At 62.8% G+C, this 14938-nt stretch carries 18 protein-coding genes; 10 read left to right on the forward strand and 8 right to left on the reverse strand.

Features of this window, described 5'->3' with window-relative positions; genetic code table 11:
* Positions 1–5 precede the first annotated feature (5 nt).
* From CD928_RS20555 to CD928_RS20565, 3 genes are read left to right on the forward strand one after another with little or no spacing between them, the layout of a single operon-like run.
* Complete coding sequence (locus tag CD928_RS20555; RefSeq protein ID WP_095388950.1) at positions 6–557, forward strand: FMN-binding protein; 552 nt, start codon at positions 6–8, stop codon at positions 555–557.
* Complete coding sequence (locus CD928_RS20560) at positions 558–1385, forward strand: FAD:protein FMN transferase (RefSeq protein WP_095388951.1); 828 nt, start codon at positions 558–560, stop codon at positions 1383–1385. It abuts the gene before it with no gap.
* Complete coding sequence (locus CD928_RS20565) at positions 1385–1840, forward strand: hypothetical protein (RefSeq protein ID WP_095388952.1); 456 nt, start codon at positions 1385–1387, stop codon at positions 1838–1840. The genes CD928_RS20560 and CD928_RS20565 overlap by 1 nt, the downstream gene beginning before the upstream one ends.
* A 15-nt stretch (positions 1841–1855) precedes the next feature.
* On the opposite strand, the gene CD928_RS20570 is transcribed toward CD928_RS20565, so the two are convergent.
* A complete protein-coding gene (locus tag CD928_RS20570) occupies positions 1856–2515 on the reverse strand; it encodes a metalloregulator ArsR/SmtB family transcription factor (protein ID WP_217983794.1) in 660 nt (219 codons plus the stop codon).
* An 83-nt stretch (positions 2516–2598) separates the two neighbouring features.
* Between CD928_RS20570 and CD928_RS20575 the strand changes: the two genes are divergently transcribed.
* Genes CD928_RS20575 through CD928_RS20590 form a run of 4 tightly spaced genes read left to right on the forward strand, consistent with a single transcriptional unit; the run spans position 2599 to position 5401 of the window.
* Entirely contained in the window at positions 2599–3339 is a 741-nt protein-coding gene (locus tag CD928_RS20575) for an MBL fold metallo-hydrolase (protein ID WP_095388954.1), read from the forward strand.
* A gap of 2 nt (positions 3340–3341) precedes the next feature.
* Positions 3342–4643: an MFS transporter gene (locus CD928_RS20580; protein WP_095388955.1), complete on the forward strand. Its 1302-nt coding sequence runs from the start codon at positions 3342–3344 to the stop codon at positions 4641–4643.
* A gap of 50 nt (positions 4644–4693) precedes the next feature.
* Positions 4694–5041, forward strand: a complete 348-nt coding sequence (locus CD928_RS20585) for an SHOCT domain-containing protein (protein ID WP_095388956.1) — start codon at positions 4694–4696, stop codon at positions 5039–5041.
* Between the two features lie 6 nt (positions 5042–5047).
* A complete protein-coding gene (locus CD928_RS20590) occupies positions 5048–5401 on the forward strand; it encodes a DsrE/DsrF/TusD sulfur relay family protein (protein ID WP_095388957.1) in 354 nt (117 codons plus the stop codon).
* A 43-nt stretch (positions 5402–5444) separates the two neighbouring features.
* Here CD928_RS20590 and CD928_RS20595 read toward each other — a convergent pair whose 3' ends face one another.
* Positions 5445–6092 (reverse strand): cation transporter, encoded by a 648-nt coding sequence (locus CD928_RS20595; RefSeq protein ID WP_095388958.1) that lies wholly within the window; start codon positions 6090–6092, stop codon positions 5445–5447.
* A 69-nt stretch (positions 6093–6161) separates the two neighbouring features.
* On the opposite strand from CD928_RS20595, the gene CD928_RS20600 reads away from it, so the two are divergent.
* Positions 6162–6560, forward strand: coding sequence for a helix-turn-helix domain-containing protein (locus CD928_RS20600; protein WP_095388959.1), 399 nt, complete (start codon positions 6162–6164; stop codon positions 6558–6560).
* Positions 6553–7749 (forward strand): MFS transporter, encoded by a 1197-nt coding sequence (locus CD928_RS20605; protein ID WP_095388960.1) that lies wholly within the window; start codon positions 6553–6555, stop codon positions 7747–7749. Before CD928_RS20600 ends, CD928_RS20605 begins: the two co-directional genes overlap by 8 nt.
* Positions 7750–7845: 96 nt before the next feature.
* Here CD928_RS20605 and CD928_RS20610 read toward each other — a convergent pair whose 3' ends face one another.
* Positions 7846–8076: a helix-turn-helix domain-containing protein gene (locus CD928_RS20610; RefSeq protein WP_095388961.1), complete on the reverse strand. Its 231-nt coding sequence runs from the start codon at positions 8074–8076 to the stop codon at positions 7846–7848.
* 317 nt (positions 8077–8393) lie between these two features.
* Between CD928_RS20610 and CD928_RS20615 the strand changes: the two genes are divergently transcribed.
* Positions 8394–10199, forward strand: a complete 1806-nt coding sequence (locus tag CD928_RS20615) for a bifunctional diguanylate cyclase/phosphodiesterase (RefSeq protein WP_217983795.1) — start codon at positions 8394–8396, stop codon at positions 10197–10199.
* A 61-nt stretch (positions 10200–10260) separates the two neighbouring features.
* On the opposite strand, the gene CD928_RS23160 is transcribed toward CD928_RS20615, so the two are convergent.
* From CD928_RS23160 to CD928_RS20640, 5 genes are read right to left on the reverse strand one after another with little or no spacing between them, the layout of a single operon-like run.
* On the reverse strand, positions 10261–10761 hold the full coding sequence (locus CD928_RS23160; protein ID WP_141237217.1) for a hypothetical protein: 501 nt from the start codon (positions 10759–10761) through the stop codon (positions 10261–10263).
* On the reverse strand, positions 10758–11294 hold the full coding sequence (locus tag CD928_RS20625; protein ID WP_095389083.1) for an NADH-quinone oxidoreductase subunit B family protein: 537 nt from the start codon (positions 11292–11294) through the stop codon (positions 10758–10760). Before CD928_RS20625 ends, CD928_RS23160 begins: the two co-directional genes overlap by 4 nt.
* An 8-nt stretch (positions 11295–11302) precedes the next feature.
* The gene (locus CD928_RS20630; RefSeq protein WP_095388963.1) at positions 11303–12817 is read right to left on the reverse strand and encodes a nickel-dependent hydrogenase large subunit; all 1515 of its coding nucleotides are present in this window, start codon (positions 12815–12817) and stop codon (positions 11303–11305) included.
* Positions 12818–12830: 13 nt separating this feature from the next.
* On the reverse strand, positions 12831–14270 hold the full coding sequence (locus CD928_RS20635; protein WP_095389084.1) for a hydrogenase 4 subunit F: 1440 nt from the start codon (positions 14268–14270) through the stop codon (positions 12831–12833).
* 5 nt (positions 14271–14275) lie between these two features.
* Positions 14276–14938 carry a hydrogenase-4 component E gene (locus tag CD928_RS20640; protein WP_095388964.1) on the reverse strand — a complete coding sequence of 221 codons (663 nt, stop codon included), beginning with the start codon at positions 14936–14938 and terminating at the stop codon, positions 14276–14278.

A 14938-nucleotide genomic window follows, 5' to 3' on the forward strand; every position in this document is an offset into this window, starting at 1 on the left:
CCGCCATGTCACATCGCAACTGGTCCCATCTTGCCGCAATTCCAGTCCTGGCGGTAGTCAGCGCCCCAGCCTGGGCGGCCGATTATCTTTCGGTCGAGCAGGCACAGCACGCGCTGATCCCGCAGGCACAGAGCTTTGTCGCCGTTCCGGTCACGCTCAATCCGGCCCAACTGACCCAGATCAGGCGGCTTTCCGGCACGCCACAGCGAACCAGCCAACCCCGGATCTGGCGCGCGCTCAGCGGCAACGCGACGCTTGGCTGGGTGATTGTCGATGAGGTGATCGGCAAGCACGAGTTCATCACCTATGCCACCGCGATCTCGCCAGATGGTCATGTCCTCGGGGTTGAAATCCTGAGCTATCGCGAAACCAAGGGCGGCCAGGTGCGCGATCCGCGCTGGCGCGACCGCTTCCGGGGCAAAGCACTGACTGATCCGTTCCTGCTCAACCAGGACATTCCTAACATCTCGGGCGCGACGCTGTCCTGCCGCAACATCACCGATGGGGTGAAGCGGCTGCTGGCGCTGCATAGCGTCGCACTGGCGCATGCGGGCTGAATGATCACCCGCTGCCGGCCATTACTGGGCACTTTTGTCGAAATCACGGTTCCTGTCGGCCAAGAGGCCGCCGCGGACCGTAGCTTCGCGGCGGTGGAACATGTGCACCGGGCAATGTCCTTTCACGAAGGTGGGAGCGACCTTGCCCGGCTGCGGGCGGCGACACCGGGCGAAGCGATCGAAGTCGATGCCGAGACGGTCAGGGTTCTGCGTCTTGCCCTCGATCTCTTCCGTGCGACGGATGGCCTGTTCGATGTGACGACCGGGCGGCAGCTTGTCCGCGCGGGCTTCCTGCCCCGCGCCGGCATCGCCCGGCTCGCCGCCTTTCCCGGCACGAGTGCGGACATCGAGGTGGTCGATGACCATCACATCCGCCTTGCGCGCCGCGTGCTGATCGATCTCGGCGGAATCGCCAAGGGGCACGCGGTGGACCGCGCGATCGAGGCGCTGACCGATGCCGGGGTCGCCGAAGGGCTGGTCAATGCCGGCGGCGACTTGCGCGTGTTTGGTGACCGTGACTGGCCAGTCGCCTTGCGCGACGCCGACGACGTCGTCCGCCACGCCGTGCAGGCGCGCAACTGCGCCATGGCGAGTTCGGCCAACCTCATGAACCGCAGGCGGTTTCGCGGGCAGGAGCAATCGCCGCATATCGGCCGGGGCGGCCGTCCAGTGCTCACCACCGGACGGGTCAGCGTGGTCGCGCCACGTTGCATTCTCGCCGACGCGATGACCAAGGTCGCCATGGCCGATCCCGAGTTGGCCGGTCAGGTCATGGCGACCTACGGCGGCTATCTCCTCGCTTCCCCCTCAAACGGAAACTGTCACTGATGCCCCATCGCCGCTCGGCAAAACTTGCCACCTGGCAGATCTGGCTTCTTTCGCTGAGCGGAGCGGGCCTGTGGCTGACCGGTGGCGCCTGGCTGCTGCTGCATTACTTCGGCCAGCGCCAAGGGGAATTCGGACCCGAGATGAGCCCGCTCGAACCTCTGACGATGAAGTTGCATGGTCTCGTATTGATCCCGGCCCTGCTCGGCATCGGCGGCATGTTCGTCGCACATATTCCGAAAGGTTGGGGGCATGAACGCCAGCGCGTCGCAGGCATCGCGCTGTGCCTGGTCTTCGCCGTGCTGATCGTGAGCGGATACATGCTCTATTATGTCGGCGGCGAGGCGCTGCGGGATTGGACCAGCTTGATCCACTGGACGATCGGGATCGGACTGCCGGCGATCTTCGTCTGGCACTACATCAACGGGCTGCGGGCGCGCCGCAAGCGGGCGCGATAATACGCGGGACCCTGTTCAGCCGACCGCCTCGACTGGAAGGCCGGCCGCCTTCCATTCGGGATAGCCATCCTCGAGCCGGCGGACGCAATAGCCCCTTGCCCTGAGCAGTGCCGCGGCCTCGAACGAGAGGACGCAGTAAGGGCCGCGGCAATAGGCAATGACCTCACGGTCCGCAGGGAGTTCGCCCAGGCGCTGTTCCAGCTCGGCAAGCTGGATATTGAGCGCGCCGGGAACATGCCCCGCCGCGAACTCGTCCACGGGCCGCACGTCGAGGACCGTAACGAGGCCGTCCTTGAGCCGTGAGACGAGATCGTCCCGAGAGACAGGTTCCAGCGCGTCGCGTGCGTGGAAGTAATCCGCCATGACGCGGCCGACCTCGGCGACATTGCGCTCGCCGAGGCGTCCAAGCGCCTGCGTCAATGCCAACACTTCGGTATCACCGGCAAGGCGATAGAGCACATGCTTGCCCCGCCGCTCGGTCTCGACGAGGCGGGCGCGCCGCAGGATCTGCAGATGGCGTGAGGTATTGGCGAATGTCAGGCTCGCTCTGATGGAGAGCTGTTCGACGCTTCGCTCCCCTTGCGCGAGATGTTCCAGCAGCTCCAGGCGGTGCGCATGACCAAGCGCCTGCGCCACTTCGGCAAGGCTTTCGTAAATCGTCTGCTTGGGACCCATGCTTGACATTGCCTCGTTTCAGTAGAACATTCAGCAGAATGATTGAATGAGTCTTACGGGACTCCAGACAGGAGTGCAATCCCATGATCCTGCGCCAGTTCCTCCACCGCGATCCGGTCGGCATATCCTATCTATTCGGCTGCGGCGGCAAGGCAACCTGCGCGGTGGTCGATCCCGTCGGCGAGATCGGGCCCTATCTGCGCGCGGCCGAAGAAGGCGGCATGCAGATCCACTACGTGATCGATACCCATGTCCATGCCGACCATCTCTCGTCGGGGCAGGAACTCGCCAAGGCAACGGGGGCGGAATACGTGCTCGGCGCCAAGGCAGAGGTCGGCTTTCCCTTCCGCGCCGTGGCGGACGGCGAGGTACTCCCGCTGGGTAATGTCACGGCTGAGGTCCTGCACACTCCTGGTCATACGCCCGAGCATATCTGCCTTCTCGTCACCGACCACACGCGCACCGACGAGCCCTGGTTTGTCCTCACTGGCCACACGCTGATGGTCGGCGACCTTGGACGCACCGAACTGGCGACCAGCGCCGTGGAGGGCGCACGCGAACTGTTCCGTAGCGCCTCGCGGCTCAGGTCGTTGGCGGATCATGTCGAGGTAATGGCTGGCGCCTATGCCGGGTCGGTGTGCGGGCGGCGGCTGAGCGGCAAGCCGTGGTCGACGATCGGCTTCGAGAAGCGCCACAACGCCGCCTTTGCCATCACCGACGAGCAGGAATTCGTCGCTCAGATGATTGCCGAAATTCCGCCGCCACCTCCCGAGGCCGCCCGGTTGCGGGCCGTCAATGCCGGTCTCGCCGTCCCGGCACTGTGACCATGCCTCAACGGGCCATCCCCGGCGAAAGCCCGAAGCGAGCAATTCGCCTCGGCCTCAAGGAAAACTGGCCGCAGTTCGCCCTGTTGGTGCTGGTCAATGCCTTTGTCGGCGGCATGGTCGGGATCGAGCGGACGGTGGTGCCGCTGATCGGGGCGGAGGAGTTTCATCTCGCCTCCACGACGCTCATCACTTCGTTCATCGTCAGCTTCGGCGTGGTCAAAGCCTTCGCCAATCTCGTCTCGGGCCAGCTTGCCGACGTCTGGGGCCGCAAGCGCGTGCTCGTGCTCGGCTGGCTGTTCGGCTTGCCGGTTCCCTTCATGATCATCTGGGCGCCAAGCTGGGAATGGATCATCGCGGCAAACGCGCTTCTCGGCATCAACCAGGGGCTCGCCTGGTCGATGACGGTGATCATGAAGGTCGATCTGGTCGGGCCGAAGTCGCGCGGTCTCGCCGTCGGGCTCAACGAATTTGCGGGCTATCTCGCGGTTGGCGTCACCGCCTTCCTTACCGGCTATCTGGCTTCGCGATACGGACTGCGGCCGGTGCCGATCTGGCTGGGCATCGGCTACGCGATCTTCGGAGCGGCGCTGTCGATACTGCTGGTGCGCGACACGCGCGACCATGTCCGGTTGGAGGCTTCGGCCCATGCGGAGAAATCGGCACCGATCGGCTTTCGCGAGGTCTTCGCGCTGACGTCTTTCAAGGACCGCAACCTGTTCGCCGCTTCGCAGGCCGGGCTCGTCAACAACCTCAACGACGGGATGAGCTGGGGCATATTCCCGCTGTTCTTCGCCTCGTTCGGCCTTGGCGTCGAACGCATCGGCGTGCTCAAGGCAGCCTATCCCGCGACCTGGGGCATCCTGCAGGTCGCCACTGGTCCGCTCAGCGACCGCTGGGGCCGCAAGGGTCTGATCGTCGCTGGCATGTGGGTGCAGGCGGCCGGCCTGTTCCTGACCGCAGCCACGCGCGAGTTCCAATGGTGGCTCATGGGCAGCCTGCTGCTCGGCCTCGGCACGGCGATGGTCTATCCAAGCCTGATCGCGGCGGTCTCAGACGCCTCGCATCCCACATGGCGCGCCCGTTCGCTCAGTGTCTACCGCTTCTGGCGCGATCTTGGCTATGCGATCGGGGCGCTGGCCGCCGGGCTCATCGCCGACCGCTTCGGCTTGTCGTGGGCCATCGGTTCGATCGCCGCACTGACACTTCTGTCCGGCGCCGTCGTCGCCGGGCTCATGCAGCAGCGCGAGCGCAGTCCTGTTGATCTGGAACAAGACGGAGAACCGCGATCTGCCGTAACATGATTGGGTGTCAGGAATCCGAAAATGGCATCCATCGATGCTGGAGGAAGACCATGCGCAAACTTTCAATCCGTTTCGCCGCTGCCGGGACCGCCCTGTGCCTGATGCCCGCCACCGCGTGGGCCCAGGCGTCGCCAGGTGCCGGTCGATACGCTTGCTGGGGACCGCATATGATGGGCTGGGGTGGAGGCTGGAGCGGCATGATTTTCGGCCCGCTGATGATGATCCTCGTCCTTGCGCTGCCTATCGCCGCCGTGGTGCTGCTGATCCGCTGGCTGGGTGGATCGCGCGGTAGCGCCAGCCCGGGCCAGACGCCGCTCGATATCCTGCGCGAGCGTTATGCCCGCGGCGAGATCGACAAGGAGGAATTCGAGGAGCGCCGGCGAACGCTGGGTGATTAGGCCGCCATGCAGATCCTGCTCATCCTGAACGAACCGCCCTACGGCAGCGAGCGGTGCTACAATGGCCTGCGACTGGCCCTTGCGCTTCCCAAGAGCGAGCCGGAAACACGCGTTACGGTATTCTTGATGGCCGACGCCGTCGCAGCGGCAAAGGCCGGCCAGAAGACGCCGGACGGCTACTACAATGTCGAGCGCATGCTCAAAGGAGTGCTCGCCGGCAAGGGGAGGATACTGCTGTGCGGCGCCTGCATGGATGCGCGCGGACTTGCCGACACCGATCTGTTGGCGGGCGCACAGCGCAGCACCATGGCGGAACTTGCGGCTGAGACGCTCGCCGCCGACAAGGTGCTCGTGTTCTGAGGGTGCGCCATGGACCGGCAATCCGCGCCGGGTGGATCGCCGGTTATTCCTGCCGAACGGCCGAGGGATGCCGAACCGGGCGCAGTTCCTCCATGGCATGGCGAACGATCTGCCAGCCGCCGCTGATGCCGAGCGAGGCCAATATTGCGGCTACGACCAGATCGGGCCAAGCCTCGCCAGTCCCGAACACGCCGAGCGCCGCCGCCATCACCGCGATGTTGCCGATGGCATCGTTACGCGAGCAGATCCACACCGAGCGCATGTTGGCGTCGCCTGTGCGGAAACGATAGAGCAGCAAGGCCACGCCGGCATTGGCGACGAGCGCCATGAAGCCGACGATGCCCATTGTTTCCGGCTCGGGCGTCGCGCCCGTGATCGCGGCCTGAACCGCTGTCGCGAGAACCCAGGCGCCGAAGCCCATCAGGGTCAGACCCTTGGCAAGCGCCGCACGCGAACGCCACGCCAGAGCCATGCCCGCGACCAGCAGGGCGATGGCGTAGTTCGCTCCATCGCCCAGGAAGTCGAGCGCATCGGCCTGCAGCGCCCGGCTGTGAGCTGCGGAACCGGCCAGCAATTCGACGGCAAACATACTCGCATTGACGCCAAGTGCGATCCAGAGTGCCCGTCGCCAGCGCGGATCGTTGGATGTTTTCGTGCTTGCGCAAACGCTTTCGCAGCAGCCCTCGGCCATCGACTTCCTCCTCGACAGGTTTCGAGTCGGTCCTACATATGCACCCTGTAGGAACTACAAGGTCAAGCCATGAAGATCGGTGAACTCGCAAGCGCGACTGGAACAAGGGCCGAGACGGTTCGATACTACGAGAAGATCGGCCTTCTTGCGCCGCCCGCGCGGACCTCGGGAAATTACCGCAGCTATGGCGGCGAACACCTGGCACGGCTTTCCTTCATCCGCCGTGCCCGCGATCTGGGCTTCACCATTGAGACCGTCCGCGAACTGCTGGCGCTTTCGGACGATAGGACCCGGTCCTGCGAAGCGGTGGACGGCATCGCCCGCATGCATCTGGCAGAGGTCGACCGCAAGATTGCCGACCTTATGGCGTTGCGCGGCGAACTTGGTCGCGTGATCGACACCTGCAGTCATGGCACGGTGGCCGACTGCAAGATCATCGAAGCTCTGGCGCCGCATTCGCATGGATAGGGTTCCCCGCACCGTCTGGGCGCTTGGCCTTGTCAGCCTGTTCATGGACCTCTCGTCCGAGATCATCCACGCACTGCTGCCCCTGTTCCTGACGACCACGCTGGGCGTGAGCGTCGTCATGGTCGGGCTGATCGACGGCATCGCCGAAGCAACCGCCTCGATCAGCAAGGTTTTCTCAGGCTACATCTCCGACCGGATCGGCCGCCGCAAACCGCTGATCCTTCTGGGCTATGGACTGGGTGCTTTGAGCAAGCCCTTCTTCGCCCTTGCGGGCTCGGCGCCGGTGGTACTCGGCGCACGTTTTGCGGACCGGATTGGCAAGGGATTGCGGGGCGCACCGCGCGATGCGCTGGTTGCCGATGTCACGCCCGAAGCCATCCGCGGGCGGGCCTTCGGCCTGCGCCAGTCGCTCGATACGGTCGGGGCATTCGCCGGCCCCCTGCTGGCAATGGGACTCATGGCAGTATTTGCGGATGACATGCGCCAGGTATTCTGGATTGCCGTAATACCGGCCGTGCTGGCGGTGCTATGCGTGATTTTCGGCGTAACCGAGCAGCGCCAACCGGCGCACTCCGAAACCGGCCAGCCACCAATCAGGATCACCGATCTCAAGAGGCTCGGCCGCCCGTTCTGGACGGTGGTCGCGATCGGCGTGGCTTTCACGCTTGCCCGGTTCAGCGAAGCTTTTCTGATCCTCAAGGCGTCCGATGAAGGCTTGCCGCTGACATTCGCCCCTGCGGTGCTTGTCGTCATGAATGTCGTCTATGCCCTTGGGGCTTACCCTGCCGGGATCGCTTCGGACAGATATAACGCACGCAGCCTACTTGGGCTGGGCCTGATTGTCCTGATCATTGCCGATCTTGCGATTGCGCTGATGCCGGGCCTGACCGGCGCATTCGCCGGAATTGCACTTTGGGGCCTGCACATGGCTTTGACACAGGGGCTGATGGCGAAGCTCGTCGCGGATCGGTCGCCGATCGACATCAGAGGTTCGGCATTCGGTCTGTTCAATCTCGCAACCGGCCTGGCGACGCTGCTGGCAAGCCTTCTGGCCGGCCTCCTGTGGGACAAGCTCGGTGCGAGTTCGACATTCCTGGCAGGTGCGGGCTTCGCGATAATCGCCATGATCGGGCTTTTCCTGACAGGACCGATGCCGCTTGTAATCCCTCGGGCACCGACACCGAATTGACTGTTCGAAGCCGGAGCGGCTGCGCGAAGTCGCGAAGTTTCTCCTGGGTGGTGAGAAGATCGCCGAGGCCGCCCGAAGGAAGCGCTGCGCAGCCTTTCAATCCGGCATGAGAAGAAGCAGATGGGGACTGATCCCGAGTCCCGTCGCAATCCGTTCGATATTGTCGATCGAGACGTTGCGCTCGCCTCGCTCAACACCACCATAATATGTGCGGTCCATCTCGATTTCGTGAGCAAAATCCTGCTGGCTCAAGCCACGCGCCAGACGATAGCGACGGACATTGGTCGCTACTGTGCTCCGGAGCAGACCAGGATGCGTGCGCTTCACACCGCATAAGTCCTCCCTGGATGGTTATAAGGCGACGGGTTTTAAGTATCATTTAACCTCGCGCGTGCAAAATGCCTCTGCATCGAACGACTGTTCGGATTTGCAGGTCGGACCACTGTTCGCTGGGAAATGATACAAGGGGGCTCACGCAAAATGCGATCCCACCGAATGTTAAGCCAAGGTTTGCCCGGCACATCTGCAAGATAGGGATGATGGATAGGCTCAATTTAGCAAAGACTTAATCGCAATTACCTATAGCTGTCTTGTTACTTCGTCATTCTGACTGCCCGAAACGCTTAACAAGGAGAGGGACAGACTTGCTCGGCTTGCGCAACACGATTCTCGAAATGACAGCCAAGGGGGCCGATCTCAAGTCGACCATCGACCGGCTGTGCATCGAGATCGAGACGCTGGCCCCGGGCATCATCTGTTCGGTCCTGACCGTCGATCGCAATGGCCTTCTCCATCCCCTTTCCGCGCCGAGCCTGCCGCAGGCTTACTGCGATGCACTGGATGGCCTGATGATCGGCCCCGATGTGGGTTCTTGCGGCAGCGCGGCCTGGCTGCGCGAGCCGGTGACCGTGGCCGACATCGCGACCGATCCGCGCTGGGTCGAGTTCAGGGATGGTGCGCTTGCCCTCGGCCTGCGTGCCTGCTGGTCGACACCGATTTTCGGCGAGGACGGGCGTGTGATCGGCACCTTCGCCCTCTATTACCGGGAAACGCGCGCACCCACCGACGAGGAAAGGCAAATCGTCGCTTCCTGCATCCATCTTTGCTCCATCGCACTCGAACGGCATGACCGGGTTCTTGATCGTGAGCGGCGGGCCAACGTGGATATGCTCACGACACTGGCCAATCGCGCGGCCTTTGCCGAGACGCTTGCGCGGCTCAATTGCGACCGTCCCGGGCACTGGGCGCTTCTGATCGTCGATCTCGACAATCTGAAAGTCGTCAACGATGGTTTCGGTCATCACGCCGGCGACCTGCTGATCCAGACGGCCGCCGGGCGCATGGCGGCAGCTGCCTTGCCCGATCGGGTCTTCCGCATCGGCGGCGATGAATTCGCAATCCTTGTCCAGTCGCCTGACGCATTGCACGATCTGGACGCATTTGCCGCCGGGATACTGGATGCGCTTGGCGAACCGCTGGACTGCAACGGCCATGCCGTGATCCCCAAAGCAACGATGGGCGGCGCGGTCCTCGCTCCGGGAGACAGAAGCGCGGAGACGGTCAGGCAGAATGCCGACTTTGCCCTCTATCATGCCAAGGAAACCGGGCGCGGTGGGTTCGTCCGCTACTGGCCCGGCATCGACACGCGCATTATCCACCGCATCTCCGCTATCCGGGATGTCGATGCTGCCCTGCGCGATGCGCGGATCGAGGCCCACTATCAACCGGTCGTCCGCTTCGACACGCGCCGGATCGTCGCGATGGAAGCATTGTGCCGGTTGCGGATGAGCAATGGCGGAATCCTTGCAGCAGCTGCGTTTCGGGAAGCCACCGCGGATATCCATATCGCCAGCGAACTGACAGAACGGATGCTCGAGATCGTCGCACGGGATGTCCGTGACTGGTCCGACAAGGCAGTCCCCGTCGAACACATCGGGATCAATGTTTCCCTTGCCGATTTTCATGGCGGCAAGCTCGAACAACAGATCGAGGCGGCGCATTCGCTGCATGGATTGCCGCTTGACCACCTTGTGATCGAAATCACCGAAAGCGCCTACCCGGCACTTCGCGACAAGTCCGTCATTGGCGCGATCCAGGCATTGCGCGATCGGGGCGTTCGTATCGCGCTCGATGATTTCGGCACGGGCGGCGGCCTGCTCATGCCTTTGCTGACCATGCCAGTCGACATGATCAAGATCGACAATATCCTGGTCGATCGGCTCGCACCCGAGGGGGCCGGATCGGCCGTGATCGGCGGGCTTCTCCATACTGCCAGGGCGCTCGACATCGCCGTTGTTGCCGAAGGAGTTGAAAACGAAGCGCAGGCCTCTCAACTGGCCCGCCTTGGCTGCTCGCTGGGACAGGGCTACTTCTTTTCGAAGCCGCTCGACAAGAATGCCGCAACGTCACTGCTACTATCGAAGCGAGAAACCCTGAAAAGGCGGGCATGAGTTCCGCCGCCGAAATGAGAACTTTGCCGGCCATTAGCCCCTCCAGAAATATATATTCTGGTTACACAATTTTCCGCGCAGCCAGTCCGTTCGCCCCGAAAAAAGCCACGCCGATGCTCATCAAGGCAACCCAGCCGATTGCCCCTGCTGTCGAGCATCGGAAGTATCCGCTGACGGTCAGCAAAAGCGCGGGCGGCGGTGTCACTGTGAGCACGCCGTCACTGATGGCTGCCAACCAGAGCATAGAGGACAATTCTATTGCCTCCTTGTTCGGATTCATTGGCGAGAGTCGTCGCGTGATGAGGCGTATTTGCGCAGCTGTGCTTGCAATCAGGTGTTTGGGCAGAATGGCTGAATTCACGGCCAAAAGCAGATAACTCCATGTCAGCGCCGGCGAGACTTCGAGGCGGCCCGAACTGCCTGGAGTCAGCAGCGGACCGGCGAGCCCGGACTTGGACAGAAGTCCAAAAAGCGACGTCACGATCAAGACCGCCAATAGCTGGCGCCGCGCGGCAACTGTGCCGGCCTGCAAGAGCCACAACAACGATCGCCGGCGTTTCATGGCGACGAGGCGCTGCCGTGGGCAGCATCCTGAATAAGTGCCAGAAGGCCCTTGAGCAGTGTTTCGGGGGATGGCGGGCATCCGCCGATATGCAAATCGACCGGTACAACAGCTGCCACGCCACCCACCACGGCATAGCTGCCAGCGAAGCAGCCACCGTCAGCTGCGCAATCTCCAACGGCAACCACCCATTTGGGGGCGGGGGTCGCATTATATGTGCGTTCGAGCGCTTCGCGCATATTCCTTGTCACCGGGCCGGTTACAAGGAGTACATCAGCATGGCGGGGAGACGCGACAAAGCGAAGGCCGAAGCGTTCGATGTCATAGAATGCGTTATTGAGCGCATGAATCTCAAGTTCGCAACCGTTACACGAACCGGCATCGATCTCGCGAATGGCGAGGCTACGTCCGAGCCTCTGGCGCGCCGATTGTCCCAACGCGGTGGCAAGCTCGGCACACATCGCCAGATCGGGATCTGGCTGCGTCTCGGTCAGCACAGGTTTGATCAGGCTTTCGAACAGGAGCTTGCGCATCTTCAATCCTATAAGTCGTGCCCGGAATAGGAACAGTTGAACGACTTGTTGCAGAGCGGGAAGTCCGCAACGATGTTGCCTTCGATCACGGCCTCGAGCAGCGGCCACTGGAACCACGACGGGTCGCGCAGGTGACAACGGGCAACAGCACCGCCCGAATCGAGACGGAGCCAGCACAGGATATCCCCGCGAAAGCCCTCGACAAGGGAAACGCCTTCGCTGATTTTGCCAGTCGGCCTCGGTGCGACCGAGATTTCTCCGGGAGGCATGCCTGAGAGAATTTGGTCGATCAGCCCAAGGCTCTGCTCGACTTCGCGAATCCGGACCCAAACGCGCGCATTGACGTCGCCATCCTGGAAGAGCGGAACGTCAAACCGCAGGGAGTCATAAGGCGGATAGGCAAAATCGCGGCGCGTATCGAACGATCGACCGGATGCCCGGCCAATATATCCGCCACATCCGTATTGGTGCGCAAGCGCATGCGTGAGTGTTCCCGTACCGACAGTTCGATCCTGCAACGAGGCGGTTTCATCGTAGAGATCGATCAACTGCGGAAATGTCTCGCGGATCGTCGCCAACAGCGACCGGATGTCCTCCGCACCCGAGCCATCGAGATCGACCGCAACGCCGCCTGGCATGATCTTGTCCATCATGAGGCGGTGCCCGAAACAGCTTTTCGATAACCGCAGCACTCTCTCGCGCAGCACAGCCGTGTGCGCGTGCATCAAGGCGAAGGCGGCATCGTTGCACACCGCACCGAAATCGCCAAGGTGGTTGGCGATCCTCTCAAATTCCGCCATCAGCGCGCGCAACCAATGGGCCCGTTCGGGAACCTCAATGCCGAGCGCCGCCTCGACCGCGCGTGAATATGCAATCGAATAAGCCACCGTGCTGTCACCCGATGTTCTTGCGGCAAGGTGCGCCGCGCGTTCCAGTGAGGCTCCTGCCATCAACGACTCAACGCCCTTGTGGGCATACCCGAGCCGCTCCTCGAGGCGGACGACGGTCTCACCGTTGGCGGTGAAGCGGAAATGGCCCGGTTCGATCGTTCCGGCATGGACCGGGCCGACCGCAATCTGGTGCAGGCCTTCGCCCTCGGCGGCGAGGAAGGCGTATGACGCACCCTCTCCGTCGGCTTCGGAGCACGCGCCCAGCGGGTGGCGAACGCCCCAACGACCATGATCGAGCCAGCGTCGGTCGTCAGGATCTCCAACCGGTTCGAGACCGAACAGTTCGCTGATGGTCCGTTCGAGCCGGTGCGCCGGCGCATGATGGCGGGCGATCGACGGAAATCGTCCGTCAGGACAGGCAAGGGTCGCGACGGCCAGTTCGCCCCGGCCAGTGTCGAGCAAGGCCATGTGGACGGCACCTGCATCGCCCCACAGGCCGGCCAGCGTCCAGCGGCCTTCCCCAAGCTGCCCGACAAGCACCGACCATGTCCGTTCATCGACAACCCTGCGCGGCCACGGATAGTGGCCATTTGACGGCGCGGCGCCGGCGAGGGCTTCGATCAAGCTTGGCATTTCCGCTCCCGGTTCAATGGAGGAGAACCGCAACATGCTGGAACCAGGCGACCAATGGCGGGGGCAAGTACAGCCCCGCCACAAGCACCAGTCCAAAATGGGCAATCATCGGCAGATAGGACGCCTTGACCGGGTGGCTGACGCCTGTCGGCTCACCGAAAGCCAATCCATGAACCTTGAGCAACAGCGCGCCAAATGCAACCAGTAGGCCGATCACCAAGGGGATGGCGAGTAGCGGCTCGCGGGCGAAGGTCGAGCTGACGACCAGGAATTCACTCATGAATACGCCGAGCGGGGGCATCCCCGCGATGGCTGCAACACCGACCACCAGGCCCCAGCCCAGCAGTGGATGGCTTACGGTCAGTCCGCGAATTTCCGCTATTTTTTGCGTGTCCTTGGCCTGCGCGATATGGCCGACGGCGAAGAATATTCCCGACTTGGTCAGGCTGTGCATGGTCATGTGCAGCAGCCCGGCGAAATTGGCCAGTGGGCCGCCCATGCCGAACGCGAAGGCGATGATGCCCATGTGTTCGATCGACGAATAAGCGAACAGCCGTTTGATGTCCCTTCGCCGGTACAGCATGAAGCCCGCGAAGATCAGCGAGACAAGGCCCATCGTCACCAGCAGCGGACCCGGCGCGATGGCACCGGGATTGGCCGCGAGCAGCAGCTTGAAGCGCAGCACCGCATGCAGCGCGACGTTGAGCAGCAGGCCGGAAAGCACGGCCGAGATTGGGGTCGGACCCTCGGCATGGGCATCGGGCAGCCAGGCATGCAGCGGCGCCAGCCCTACCTTGGTGCCATATCCCAGCAGCAGGAAGATGAAGGCGAGGTTGAGCAGCGCCGGGTCAAGTTTCGCCGCATGCTCGATCAGTATGGTCCAGACCATGCCGTCGGGGCCTTCGCCCACCACAGGACGGGCCGCCATGTAGACGAGGATCGTCCCGAACAATGCCAGCGCGATGCCGACGCTGCCGAGAATGAAGTATTTCCACGCCGCCTCCAGCGCCTCATGCGTCCGATAGATACCGACCATCAGCACGGTCGTGAGCGTGGCCAGTTCGATAGCGACCCACATCAACCCGATATTGTTCGCCAGCAGCGACAGGCTCATGGCAAACAGCAGAATCTGGTACATCGCATGGTAGAAGCGCAACTGGGCCCTGGTCAGGCGGCCGGTCTCGAGTTCATGTGCAATATAGCTGGCGCTGAACACGGCGGTGGTGAAGCCGACGAAGGTATTGAGGACGACGAAGACGATATTGAGGTCATCGACCAGCAAATAGGGGCCCGGTGCCGGCTTGCGGACGAACAGTGACAGCGCCGCCAGCAGGGTCAGGAAGGCCGAAGCAGCATTGAGGCGCGCGGACAGTCGGTAGTTGGAAATAAAGATCAGCAGGGCGGCGGTGACGAGTGGTATCGCCAGGATCAGCCCTTCACCGCTCGTTGGCATGGCGATCAACGGCTCTCTCCCCGGAAGTCGTCCAGGGCTTCGAGATCGACTGAATCGAAGCGTTCCCGGATGCGGAACAGGAAGATGCCAATGACGATGAAGGCGATAAGGACGGAGAAGGCGACGCTGATTTCGACGACGAATGGCATACCCTTGGCACCGGTAGCCGCGAGGATCAGGCCGTTCTCGAGCGACATGAAGCCGACCACCTGGCTGACGGCATTGCGCCGCGTCACCATCATCAGCAGGCCGAGCAGCACGACGGACAGGGCGAAAGCGAGATCCTCGCGGGCAAGCATGTCGGCAGCGGCGGTGACGCGCAGGATGACGACCATCGACAGCGCGACCAGACCCAGTCCAGCCAGCATGGTCGGACCGATATTGATCGCTGTTTCGACTTCACGGTGGATGCCAAGGCGCCTGATCATCCGGTGAAGCGCAACCGGAATGATGATCGCCTTGACCGAGAGTGCGATGGCCGCCGTCAGATAGAGGTGCGGGGCACCCTGCGCATAGGCCTGCCAGGCGACCGAGAGCGCCAGCACCATCGCCTGAAACGCGAAGACATTGAGCAGCGCGGACAGGCGATCCTGATAAAGCAGCATCAGACTGACGAGAACCAGGCTGCCCGCGAGGAAATGTGCGACATCGAAAGCAAATTTGTCCAA

This window comes from Sphingopyxis sp. GW247-27LB, from assembly GCF_002277025.1.
GTDB lineage: Bacteria > Pseudomonadota > Alphaproteobacteria > Sphingomonadales > Sphingomonadaceae > Sphingopyxis.